The organism is Pseudoalteromonas sp. NZS71 (assembly GCF_015864715.1).
Taxonomy (GTDB): Bacteria; Pseudomonadota; Gammaproteobacteria; order Enterobacterales; family Alteromonadaceae; genus Pseudoalteromonas; species Pseudoalteromonas arctica.
In genome coordinates this window covers 103,224-115,269 of sequence record NZ_JADYWS010000005.1, presented here as the reverse complement: position 1 = coordinate 115,269, position 12,046 = coordinate 103,224, and the positions used below count along the sequence as shown (strand labels likewise).

13 protein-coding genes and 2 pseudogenes are annotated in these 12,046 nt (G+C 39.9%); 14 read left to right on the top strand and 1 reads right to left on the bottom strand.

Annotation, left to right across the window (positions count from 1 at the left end; genetic code table 11):
- Positions 1–581: 581 nt before the first annotated feature.
- The 3 genes and pseudogenes from rluC to I6E85_RS04890 form a co-directional block, all read left to right on the top strand.
- Complete coding sequence (rluC, locus tag I6E85_RS04900) at positions 582–1,541, top strand: 23S rRNA pseudouridine(955/2504/2580) synthase RluC (RefSeq protein WP_024590364.1); 960 nt, start codon at positions 582–584, stop codon at positions 1,539–1,541.
- Positions 1,538–1,951: pseudogene (locus I6E85_RS04895) on the top strand (HAD hydrolase-like protein); the annotation flags it as partial. The gene rluC and the pseudogene I6E85_RS04895, both read left to right, overlap by 4 nt.
- Positions 1,952–2,220: 269 nt before the next feature.
- Positions 2,221–2,466, top strand: a pseudogene (locus I6E85_RS04890) (HAD family hydrolase); the annotation flags it as partial.
- Position 2,467: 1 nt separating this feature from the next.
- On the opposite strand, the gene I6E85_RS04885 reads toward I6E85_RS04890, so the two are convergent.
- Positions 2,468–3,064, bottom strand: a complete 597-nt coding sequence (locus I6E85_RS04885; RefSeq protein WP_024590365.1) for a nucleoside triphosphate pyrophosphatase — start codon at positions 3,062–3,064, stop codon at positions 2,468–2,470.
- 131 nt (positions 3,065–3,195) lie between these two features.
- On the opposite strand from I6E85_RS04885, the gene yceD reads away from it, so the two are divergent.
- The 11 genes from yceD (at position 3,196) to I6E85_RS04830 (ending at position 12,035) form a co-directional block, all read left to right on the top strand.
- On the top strand, positions 3,196–3,720 hold the full coding sequence (yceD, locus tag I6E85_RS04880; protein WP_007585727.1) for a 23S rRNA accumulation protein YceD: 525 nt from the start codon (positions 3,196–3,198) through the stop codon (positions 3,718–3,720).
- Between the two features lie 9 nt (positions 3,721–3,729).
- Positions 3,730–3,900, top strand: a complete 171-nt coding sequence (gene rpmF, locus I6E85_RS04875; RefSeq protein WP_002962381.1) for a 50S ribosomal protein L32 — start codon at positions 3,730–3,732, stop codon at positions 3,898–3,900.
- A 12-nt stretch (positions 3,901–3,912) separates the two neighbouring features.
- On the top strand, positions 3,913–4,953 hold the full coding sequence (gene plsX, locus I6E85_RS04870) for a phosphate acyltransferase PlsX (RefSeq protein WP_007585728.1): 1,041 nt from the start codon (positions 3,913–3,915) through the stop codon (positions 4,951–4,953).
- Between the two features lie 52 nt (positions 4,954–5,005).
- Positions 5,006–5,932, top strand: coding sequence for an ACP S-malonyltransferase (gene fabD / locus I6E85_RS04865; protein WP_007585729.1), 927 nt, complete (start codon positions 5,006–5,008; stop codon positions 5,930–5,932).
- An 11-nt stretch (positions 5,933–5,943) separates the two neighbouring features.
- On the top strand, positions 5,944–6,690 hold the full coding sequence (gene fabG / locus I6E85_RS04860) for a 3-oxoacyl-ACP reductase FabG (protein ID WP_165740127.1): 747 nt from the start codon (positions 5,944–5,946) through the stop codon (positions 6,688–6,690).
- A 250-nt stretch (positions 6,691–6,940) separates the two neighbouring features.
- A complete protein-coding gene (gene acpP, locus I6E85_RS04855; protein ID WP_002962377.1) occupies positions 6,941–7,177 on the top strand; it encodes an acyl carrier protein in 237 nt (78 codons plus the stop codon).
- A 216-nt stretch (positions 7,178–7,393) separates the two neighbouring features.
- The gene (gene fabF, locus I6E85_RS04850) at positions 7,394–8,632 is read left to right on the top strand and encodes a beta-ketoacyl-ACP synthase II (protein WP_197110765.1); all 1,239 of its coding nucleotides are present in this window, start codon (positions 7,394–7,396) and stop codon (positions 8,630–8,632) included.
- A 59-nt stretch (positions 8,633–8,691) separates the two neighbouring features.
- Positions 8,692–9,507 (top strand): aminodeoxychorismate lyase, encoded by an 816-nt coding sequence (gene pabC, locus I6E85_RS04845; RefSeq protein ID WP_197236669.1) that lies wholly within the window; start codon positions 8,692–8,694, stop codon positions 9,505–9,507.
- A complete protein-coding gene (mltG, locus tag I6E85_RS04840; protein ID WP_197236668.1) occupies positions 9,501–10,487 on the top strand; it encodes an endolytic transglycosylase MltG in 987 nt (328 codons plus the stop codon). Before pabC ends, mltG begins: the two co-directional genes overlap by 7 nt.
- 5 nt (positions 10,488–10,492) lie before the next feature.
- Positions 10,493–11,119, top strand: coding sequence for a dTMP kinase (tmk, locus tag I6E85_RS04835; protein WP_007585737.1), 627 nt, complete (start codon positions 10,493–10,495; stop codon positions 11,117–11,119).
- A 1-nt stretch (position 11,120) separates the two neighbouring features.
- Positions 11,121–12,035 carry a DNA polymerase III subunit delta' gene (locus I6E85_RS04830; RefSeq protein ID WP_197236667.1) on the top strand — a complete coding sequence of 305 codons (915 nt, stop codon included), beginning with the start codon at positions 11,121–11,123 and terminating at the stop codon, positions 12,033–12,035.
- Positions 12,036–12,046 lie beyond the last annotated feature (11 nt).

Here is a 12,046-nt window from a genome sequence, read left to right as displayed (position 1 = left end):
ACTGTCGGCTTTTCAGCTACGTTTACAAGTTTTACCCAGAAGTCGGCCTGTCATATTAATCTTACTAAATATCATTCATATTAGGCGCGTAGGGCTCATTAAGTTGGTGAGCAATACATACTGATGTATCGCTAATATCCGTTTTAAGAGCAAAAATCGCTGCCGATGTTAATGAACGCTTATTTATTAGATTTTTTTAGTTCTAAATAAGCTGCTATACGGTACTACAATAATTGAGCTAGTGCTGAACGACGTTTTTTACGTCGTCACTATCAGACAAATTATCTGTTCATTGCTTTCTCTAGCACGTTAAAAATCGCTTCATGTTCAAACTTAACCAGCAATATATTACGCGCATTGCCGTTAATTGATCGCACGTGTTAACTGAGGAGGCATAAAAGCTTTGGAAAACTTAACTCGGATCTGTATGATCGGCTACCCAGAATGTGCATCACGAATGTTTTAATGTGTTAAAAAGCACCGTTGTTATTTGCAAATACTAAATATTTGCGCTGCTGATTATCCCACTATTATTACAGTGTTAGCAACTAAATTATTTTACTTAAATTAGTGATTAGGCAATGTCAGAAAAAAACGACTTACAAGTAACTTATGTCACGATCAACGAAGACCATTTAGGTCAGCGTATTGATAACTTTCTTATTACCCATTTAAAAGGGGTGCCTAAAAGCGCTATTTATAAACTTTTGCGCAAAGGTGAGGTACGCGTTAATAAAAAGCGTATTAAGCCTGTATATAAACTACAGCTTGAAGATGTACTTCGTATTGCACCTATCAGAGTTGCTGAGCGTGAAGAATTTGTTCCATCAAAATTAGACAAAGTAACTCGCCTTGAAAACGATATTTTATTTGAAGATAAATACCTTATCGTAATAAATAAACCATCAGGTATGGCTGTTCATGGCGGCAGTGGTTTAAGTTATGGCTTAATTGAAGCTTTGCGAGCACTTCGCCCAGAGGAACGTAGCCTTGAGCTAGTTCATAGGCTTGACCGTGATACATCGGGTTGTTTACTTATAGCGAAGCGTCGTTCGGTGTTAACAGCGTTGCATGAACAACTTCGTGAAAAAACAATGGAAAAAAATTACTGGGCACTTGTAGAAGGGCAGTGGGACTCTAAAACTAAAAACGTTACTGAAGGGCTGCGTAAAAATACACTTAAATCGGGCGAGCGCGTAGTACGCGTAGATAACGCTGAGGGAAAACCTTCACATACTCGTTTTAAAGTACTTGAACGTTTTAACGATTGCTCACTTGTACAAGCATCGCCTGTTACAGGGCGTACGCACCAAATTCGTGTGCATACGCAATGTAAAGGTCACCCAATAGCGTGCGACGATAAATATGGCGATCAGGGTTTTGACGATTCTATGCGTAAAGTTGGGTTAAACCGATTGTTTTTACACGCACATGATTTAAGTTTTTATCACCCTAAAAACGAAACAACCATGCGTATTGAAGCACCGCTGGATAAAACGCTTAAAAATACATTACTAAAATTACGAGATGCAAAACTGTGATTGCAGTGACTCCAATTAAAAAATATAAGCTCGTCATTTTTGATTGGGATGGCACTGTTATGGATTCAGTCACTAAAATAGTTAACTGTATTCGTAGTAGCGCCGAGTCACTTAATTTAGTGCCACCTAGTGACGAAGCCATTAAAAACATTATTGGTATGTCGCTTGAAAAAGCAATTGACGTTTTATTTCCTGATAATGTAGCGCAGCACCAAGCGTTAATTTCAGGTTATAAATATCAATACAGTGTGGATACTACTCCCACGCCTGTATTTGCTAATGTTGTCAGCGTTTTAAATGCCTTAAAAGAGCAGGGCATTGTTTTAGCGGTTGCAACAGGTAAAGGTAGGGGTGGGTTAGAGCGTTTGCTTGATCAAAGCCAACTTAGACATTTTTTTAGTGCAACACGTATTAGGGCCTGTTGACCTTTCAGGATTAAAATTTGCTCAATCTAGGGGCGATTTAATCGCGGCGTGAGGTTTGTAACCTAGTGGGCTAAGTAAAAACCGAGCAACAAAGAGTAAATCGCCCCTAGGCAGAACCCTTCGGGCAGCGCATGTTTGGCATTTATGCTGCGTTATCGCCTATTTATGGGGAATAACCACACTACATAGGCTCTGCCTTGCCTAAATACCAAACAGTCTGCTGCAAATTTAACCTCGAAAGATAAACAGGCCCTAGCGACGACGCACTGTCCAAACCGTCTCCAGATATGTTGTATCAATTACTTGAAGAACTTGGCATAAGCGCTCAAGACGCTGTAATGATTGGTGACACTCAAATAGACATGACAATGGCAAAAGCTGCAGGCATGGATAGAATTGGCGTAACAATGGGTGTACATAACGCACAGCAGCTAAACAAGCTTAGCCCTGTTGCAACGGTAGATAATTATCTGCAATTGCAACAGGTTTTGCTTGGTTAATTTATTTAGCCTGAGCAGTAAGTACATCAATACCAAACTCAGCCAGTAGCTGGCTGAGTTTAATTAATGGTAATCCAATTAAGCTATTAGGATCGTCGCCGCTTAGTTTTTCAAATAAACATATACCCAACCCTTCACTTTTAAAGCTGCCAGCACAGTTATAAGGCTGCTCAGCATCGCAATAAGCGCTAATTTGTGCATCACTGAGTGTTTTAAACGACACATTAAAAGGTTCTACGCAGGTTTTTTTAGTGCCAGTTACGATATCGTAAACACAAAGCCCTGTTAAAAATGTTACAGTATTACCGCTAAATAAATTTAGTTGTTTTACGGCATTTTGTTTATTATGTGGTTTACCTAAAATTTGATTATTAAACACAGCGACTTGGTCTGATCCAATAGCTAACCCTTTGTTAAAGTGTTTATTAGCCGCTGAGGCTTTTAATTCACTTAAGCGCTTAACCAGTTCGGTAGGTGTTTCGCATTCAAGTGCTGATTCGTCAACATCTGGTGAAAACGTATCAAATGGTAAATTAAATTTTTGTAATAAAGACTGCCTAAAAGGCGAGCTTGACGCTAAAATGAGTGGATGCTTCACGGACTGTTTTCCTACGATAATTCAGATTGAGTTAGGATAAATCAGATCCGAGAGTAAAACACGTTAAAAACCAAGTAAAAATGGTTTTTTACTTTGACTAACAAACTAACTATCTATATGATGCAGCCCCTATGCAAAAGGTGAAAATTCCCATCACTCTTCATCCAGGCAAAGCAGCGCAGCACCGTTTAAAGTATGACGGAATTGTACCGCTTGAAAAACTTACTCGTTTAGAGAAAGTTGTGCAGGAAGAAGTAGGTGAAATAGCGGTAAAAATACATTGCAAAAACGATGATCAAGGTTTCGCTGTGATTAGAGGCAATTTGTCCACACACGTTACTGTCATTTGTCAACGTTGTAATGGTGATTTAGGGTTGGATTTGGTTCAAGACTTTGCATATTCACCAGTAGGTGAAGATACAGAGTTAGATATTTTTCCAGAAGACTACGATGAAGTAGCGCTTGATGAAAATGGTGAAGTTAACGTTTTTAATTTAATTGAAGACGAACTAATTTTAGCAATTCCATTAGTGGCTACCCACAACGAGGCTTCATGCAGTTATTCAGCAAAGCCTGCCAGCTTTGGTGTATTAAAGGCGGAAGATGATAAACCTAATCCATTTGATATTTTGAAACAACTTAAGAAAGATTCTTAGGAGAAGACTATGGCTGTACAAAAAAGCAAAAAGTCTCGTGCAAGACGCGGCATGCGCCGTTCACACGATGCGATCAGTGGTCCAACTTTAACTGTAGATCAAACATCTGGTGAGACTCATCGTCGTCACCATGTGACTGCAGATGGTTACTACAAAGGCGTTCAAGTAATTTCTAAATAAGAGATTACTTATATGCTGAAAGATCTAACCATAGCGTTAGATATGATGGGGGGCGATTACGGCCCCCGTTCATCTATTCCTGCTGCCGTTTGTGCAGTAAATGCTCATGCCAATTTAACTCTCATTTTATGTGGCAATGAACATGTTATATCTAAAGAACTCGAATCCCTCGATTCTCTACCTCATCCTAGACTCATAATTCGTCACTGTAGTGAAATAGTCACCAATGCCTGTGAACCTGCAATTGCTGTGCGTTCAAAAAAAGACTCATCTATGCGTGTTGCCCTAGATTTAGTTAAATCGGGCGAGGCTCAAGCATGTGTTAGCTCAGGTAATACCGGCGCTCTATTTTTTATGGCTCACTATGTATTAAAAATGCTGCCAGGTGTTAAACGTGCCGCACTCATTTCATCTGTTCCTACAGAGCTTAAAAACCCAGTATATTTACTCGACTTAGGTGCTAATGTGCATTGTGATGCGCAAATGCTCTATCAGTTTGGCATTATGGGCTCTATTGTTGCAGGACAAGCACTTGGTTTGGATAATCCTCGCGTTAGTTTATTAAATATTGGCGCTGAGGACATTAAAGGCCACGACGACATTAAACAAGCTGCACAATTAATGCAGCAAAGCCCACACATAAATTATATTGGTTACAGCGAAGGAAGTGATATTTTTTCGGGTAAGGCTGATGTCATAGTATGCGAAGGATTTGTGGGTAACGTAGCACTTAAAACATGCGAAGGCATTGCCAAGCTTATTATGAATAAGTTTACAACCGCACTCGAAAAGCACCTTTTATATAAATGTATGGCGTTTATATTGCGCCCAATAATAAAAAAACTCTATAAAAGGGTGAACCCCGACCAGTATAACGGTGCTTCTCTGGTAGGATTGCGCGGTATTGTCGTTAAAAGTCATGGAAATGCGTCAGCTAAAGCATTTCAAGCAGCAATTGATGAAGCGGTAAAAGAGGTTGAACGTCAACTTCCTGATAAAATAGCCGCTATTTTCGAAAAAACACATTCTAAAGACACGGCGGTTAATCAATAATTGATGTGCCGTGTATTTCATTATTTATTTGTTTAATTAAAAAGAGCAAAGTATGGCACAAAAAATTGCACTTCTATTCCCAGGTCAAGGCTCGCAAAGCGTTGGTATGTTACAAGAACTACTAGAGAGTTCTGACATTGTTAAAGCAACATTTGCAGAAGCGTCAAATGCACTGGGTTACGACTTAGCAGAGCTAGTTCTTAATGGCCCAGAAGAAAAATTAAATCAAACCCACCGCACACAACCTGCATTACTAACTGCAAGTGTTGCTATTTACCGTGATTGGTTAGCAGCTAACCCTGATGCAGACGTTGTTATGGCGGGTCACAGCTTAGGTGAATACTCAGCGTTAGTATGTAGCGACGTATTAAGCTTGAGCGAAGCCGTAAAGCTTGTTGAAAACCGTGGTTTATACATGCAAGAAGCCGTGCCAGCAGGCGTAGGTTCAATGGCTGCTATTATTGGCTTAGGCGATGAAGAAATTAAAGCGGCTTGTGCTGCCTCAGCGCAAGGTGAGGTTGTATCTCCAGTTAACTACAACTCTCCTGGTCAAGTTGTTATCGCAGGCCATAAAGCGGCAGTAGATAGAGCATCGCAAGCATGTAAAGATGCCGGTGCTAAACGTGCATTACCACTTTCTGTTAGCGTACCTTCACATTGTGAGTTAATGAAGCCAGCAGCTGACAAGCTAGCAGCAGACTTAGCCGCTTTAACATTTAATACACCTAAGTGTGATGTAATTAATAATGTTGATGTAAAAGCTGAAACGTCAGCTGATGCAATTAAAGACGCACTAGTACGTCAGCTTTATAGCCCAGTTCGCTGGACAGAAACAGTACAAGCCTTGGTTGCGCAAGATGTAACACAAAGCTACGAATTTGGTCCTGGTAAAGTATTAACAGGACTTGCTAAACGAATTGATAAAGCAATGATCTGTGGCTCAGTAAACGACGCCGCTTCAATTGATGCAGCTAAATAAGAGTATATAAAATGTCTAATTTATTTTCATTAGAGGGCAAAGTTGTCCTAATTACTGGCGCCAGCCGTGGTATTGGTAAAGCAATTGCAAACACATTAGTTGCACAAGGCGCTAAAGTTGCAGGTACTGCAACAAGTGAGTCGGGCGCTGCTAAAATTAGTGAGTACCTAGGTGAAAACGGTAAAGGTTATGCATTAAACGTAACCGATCCTGCATCTATTGAAGCAACACTTGCTGCAATAAAAGCTGATTTAGGCGATATTGACGTACTTGTAAATAACGCAGGTATTACACGCGATAACTTATTAATGCGTATGAAAGAAACTGAGTGGGACGATATTATTGACACTAATTTAAGCTCAGTTTTCCGTTTATCTAAAGCGGTACTTCGTCCAATGATGAAGAAAAAGAAAGGCCGTATTATTAACATTGGCTCAGTAGTGGGTACTATGGGTAATGCAGGTCAAGCTAATTATGCAGCGGCTAAAGCGGGTGTAATTGGTTTTTCTAAGTCACTTGCGCGCGAAGTTGCATCACGTGGTATTACAGTTAACGTAATCGCACCTGGTTTTATTCAAACAGACATGACTGATAATTTAACTGATGAGCAAAAAGCAGCAACACTTGCAAATGTTCCAGCAGGGCGTTTAGGCCAACCAGACGAAATTGCTGCTGCAGTATGTTATTTAGCATCTGACGCGGCTGCGTATGTATCAGGCGAAACTTTGCATGTAAATGGCGCGATGTACATGGTTTAATCACCATTGTACCTAGATTGCTACTTGATAAAGTTAAGTAAGTTACCTCAAAAACATTGAATTATTTGTGAACTTGCTTTAAACATACTTGAAATCGCTGCGAAAATAAGCGATAAAAGACAAAACACACACTCAGAGGTTTGACCAGACAATTATTTATGGTCAAATCATTGAATCAGAGAATTATGCGGCGTAAACTACGCCGCAATCTGAAAATAACGCATTGGCGTTTTTAATAAAGGAAAGAAGAATGAGCGATATCCAAGAACGCGTAAAGAAAATTATCATTGAACAACTAGGTGTTAAAGAAGAAGAAGTTAAAAATGAATCTTCTTTCGTAGATGACCTAGGTGCAGATTCTCTTGATACTGTTGAACTAGTAATGGCTCTTGAAGAAGAGTTTGATACTGAGATCCCAGATGAAGAAGCTGAGAAGATCACTACAGTACAAACTGCTATCGATTACGTTACAGCACACGCTGAGTAATTAATCGCACGTTAAAGGCAGCATCCGCTGCCTTTAATTTTTTATATCCAAACCACCTCAAAGTTCGTGATTCAAAACTTAAATCTCTATGCTCAATTTTAGCTAAAAATTAATTTTGATAGTGTTATGCGTTTTTAATCTATTTTGGGACTAGCACTTTGAGGTAGCTTGGGTATGATCACCCCCTTGTAAAATATCCCTTATTGGAGGCAAACCGTGGCTAAACGTCGAGTCGTCGTAACTGGCTTAGGAATGTTGACGCCGCTAGGTAATGATGTTCAATCAACCTGGCAAGGCTTATTAGATGGTAAAAGTGGCATTCAAACAATAACGCACTTTGATACATCAAAATTTGGTACTAAATTCGCTGGTTTAATAAATGATTTTGATGCAACTGCATACATGCCAGCGAAAGATACTAAAAAAATGGACTTGTTTATTCAGTACGGCATTGCAGCGGGTGTTCAAGCCTTTAAAGATTCAGGCCTTGAAATCACTGAGCAAAACGCAGCACGCATTGGTGTAGCTGTAGGTTCAGGTATTGGTGGGCTTACGTTAATTGAAGAAAACCACATTAAGCTATTAAATAGTGGTCCGCGCAAGTTATCGCCATTTTATGTGCCGTCTACCATTATTAATATGATCTCAGGTCATTTATCAATGATGCATGGACTTCGTGGTCCAAATATTTCAATTGTAACTGCCTGTACTACTGGTTTGCATAATATTGGCCATGCAGCGCGCATGATTGCCTACGGTGATGCAGATGCAATGGTTGCTGGCGGTGCAGAAAAAGCGTGTACCCCAATTGGTATGGGTGGCTTTAATGCTGCGCGTGCACTTTCAACCCGCAATGACGATCCACAAGCGGCTTCTCGCCCTTGGGATAAAGACCGCGATGGCTTTGTGCTTTCTGACGGCGCTGGTGTTGTTGTAGTTGAAGAGTACGAACATGCTAAAGCACGTGGCGCTAAAATTTATGCTGAGCTTGTAGGCTTTGGTATGAGTGGCGATGCGTACCACATGACTTCACCACCAGAAGATGGTGCGGGTGCTGCACTTGCAATGCAAAACGCACTAAACGATGCGCAAGTAAACGCTGAGCAAATTGGTTACATTAACGCACACGGTACATCTACAAATGCAGGCGACAAAGCAGAAACTGCCGCTGTTAAGTCTATTTTTGGTAATGCAGCTAAAGATGTAATGGTAGGCTCGTCTAAATCGATGATGGGTCACTTGTTAGGTGCTGCCGGTTCGGTTGAATCGATTATTTCGATTTTATCGCTGACAGATCAAAAAGTGTCGCCAACTATCAACCTTGATAACCCAGACGAAGGGTGTGACTTAGATTATATTGCTCACACTGCACGTGATGCAAAGTTAGACTTTGCACTGTGTAACTCGTTCGGTTTTGGTGGTACTAATGGCTCGTTGCTATTTAAAAAGGTATAATCTTTTTTAACAACGAATCAAATTATAAGAGCTCAGTTGTTTAACTGGGCTTTTTTTATATGCCAAACAAAATGCAAACAATAATAGCAGCAGATCAAAACAGCACTTTAAGCACGCGTGATAGGGGCTTAAATTACGGTGATGGCTTTTTTACAACCGCTAAGGTTGTTGATGGGCAAGTACAGTATTGGGCTCATCATAAAGCGCGTTTGATTGAATGCGCACAGCGTTTGGGTTTTCCTGAGTTAGACTTTAATAGCCTTGAAAATCAAATTGCTTTGCATATAAACGCTGCACCACTAAACGTGCTTAAAATACTTGTAACGCGAGGCGAAGGCGGACGTGGTTATGGTCTGCCAAGTGAGTGTAATGTCACTATTTTATTGAGTGTGTTGGACTACCCTAGTAATTACGAAGCGCTTACTAAAAAGGGTGTAAACCTCGAAATAAGCCCGATTAAATTAGCAGCACAGCCTTATTTAGCGGGCCTTAAAACATTAAACCGACTTGAACAAGTGCTAATTAAAAAAGCGATGCAAACGCAAAACTGCGACGATGTGTTAGTGCTTGATTACAATAACAATGTAATTGAAGCTTCTGCAGCTAATATTTTTGCGATTAAAAATAAGTGTGTGTTTACGCCATTGCTTGATGAGTGCGGAATAAAGGGCGTTTATCTACAATCGTTATGTGATAAATTGCCTGTTGAATTTAAACGCGTGAAAGTAGAAGATTTAACCCAAGCAGACGCCGTATTTGTGTGTAATAGCTTAATGGGAGCAGTACCTGTTAAAAGTATTGAGCAACAGGTATTTAATACAGACGACAGCCACGCATTACTAACTAAATTATTAGCCAAGGAGGCTGAGTGTTAAAAGTTATTTTATCGGTACTTTTTTTAGCTGTTATAACCACTGCTATTGGTTACCAGCAATTACAAGCAACAATAAATAGCCCGCTAAAAGTAGCGCAAAACACACAATTTGAAGTTAAGCATGGCACTGGCTTTAATAAGTTATGTCAACAGTGGCAAGCTAATAACTGGGTGGAAGGCTGCTGGCGTTATCAAGTAATTGCCAAATTAGATCCCACACTTACCGACTTAAAAGCGGGCCTTTACGAGCTAACAGCCGATAGCGTTATCAACAACGTAAAAAAAATTAATCAAGGCCAGCAAATCAACTTTAGTTTTACCATAATTGAAGGGCAAAACTTACGTGAAGTACTAAGTGCTATTAAAAAAGCCGATAATTTACAAAACGATTTAAAAAGTGATGAGCTAAGTACACAAATACTGGGCAAGAATACACACTTAGAGGGCTGGTTATTTCCAGACACTTACCATTATCATAATAACGATACTGCAAGCAGTGTATTAAAACGTGCAGCACAAAAAATGCAGCAAACGTTAGACGATGCTTGGCAGCAGCGCGCTGTTAATCTACCCTACAAAACAGCATACGAAGCACTTATAATGGCTTCAATTATTGAAAAAGAAACAGGCCTTGCCAGCGAGCGTCCGTTAATTGCATCAGCGTTTGTTAATCGATTAAACACCAATATGCGCCTACAGACCGATCCAACCGTAATATACGGATTAGGCGCTGATTTTGATGGGGATATTAAACGCAAAGATTTACGCGATTATACGCCTTACAATACGTATCGTATTAATGGTTTACCACCAACACCGATTGCAATGCCATCAAAAGCCGCTATTTTAGCTGCAGTTAATCCGCCACAAAGTGAATACGTTTACTTTGTATCAAAAGGCGATGGTAGCCACCAGTTTTCAACCACGTTAAAGCAGCATAACGCGGCAGTTAAAACGTATATATTAAATAAAAAGAATTAATTTTTATGAAATCAAAATTTATAGTAATAGAAGGGCTGGAAGGCGCGGGTAAATCAACCGCTATTTCGTTATGCCAAGACTTTTTAAACAAACAAAAAATAGACTTCATTAACGTCCGCGAACCTGGCGGCACACCGCTTGCTGAATCGCTTCGTACGCTTGTAAAAGCAGAGCACGAAGAAGAAATTGCCTTTGAAACCGAGTTGCTTATTATGTACGCAGCACGTTCGCAATTAATGCACAATGTTATTACACCAGCGCTTGATAAAGGCCAATGGGTACTTGCCGATCGTCATGATTTATCGTCTCAGGCGTATCAAGGTGGTGGGCGTGGTATTAGCTCAAATACATTAGCTTCACTTTCGTCAATGGTATTAAAGGGCTTAAAGCCTGATTTAACTATTTACCTTGATATTGATCCAGTGATAGGCCTTGAACGTGCAAAAGGACGTGGTGAGCTTGACCGTATTGAACAAGAAGCCATTGAGTTTTTTCAGCGTACACGTATGCGTTATGTTGAACTTGCTAATGACGACAACACAATTAAAACGGTTGATGCAAACCAAAGTATTGATAAAGTACATCGCGATATAACCAATGTACTGCATTCATTTTTTGAAGGCCTAAAATAATATGCCATTGCCGTGGCTACATGATACCCAAGCACGTTTAGCGCAAAGTTATCGTGCAGAGCGTTTTCATCATGCGCAATTATTTTGTGGGCCTGTTGGCGTAGGTAAGTTTGAGTTAAGTGATGAGCTTGGGAATGCTTTGTTATGCCAAAATATAGCAAAGCAGGTAGCTGCGCAAAACAGTATGCTAAAACCTTGCGGACAGTGTAAAAGCTGCTTACTTACTCTTGCGGGTACTCATCCCGACAAGCGCTTAACGCAAGTTGATGGGCAAAGCATAGGCGTAGATGATATACGCGGTATTAGTGATTTTATGAACCACTCAGCAGCGCAAAATGGCAATAAAGTCGCGATAATCGAAAATTGCGAAAAAATGACCACAGCAGCAGCTAACGCATTATTAAAAACACTTGAAGAGCCAACTAATAGCCGCTTTTTAATATTAACTACAAGTCAACCATCACAGCTCCCTGCAACTATTTTAAGTCGATGCGCTAAAAGTGACGTAAAAATAACAAATACAGCACTTGCTCAGCAATGGCTAGAGACACTAGATATACCTAACTATAGTTGGTTAGCACTTTTTTATAACCAACCGCTGCAAGTAAAGCATTGGCAACAGCAAGACCAGCTAAAAAATATTGATACACTGTATAAGTTTGCAACTGAGTTTAAACAAAGCCATAATTTCAAAGCGTTAGTCGATATAATAAATAAACAGCCTGAACTTGTTCGCATATTTACTTTATTTTTAAGCGTGCAACTAAAGCAACAATTGCTGCAAGGTATGAGTTTTGACGCTTATCAAAGTGCGCAAAATGCATTAGGCGAGTTTTTACAAAATAACACACAAGTACTTGGCCTTAATTTACCGCTTGCTGTATCACGATTAGCATACACATTGCGAAATTCTTAAAAGGATTAATC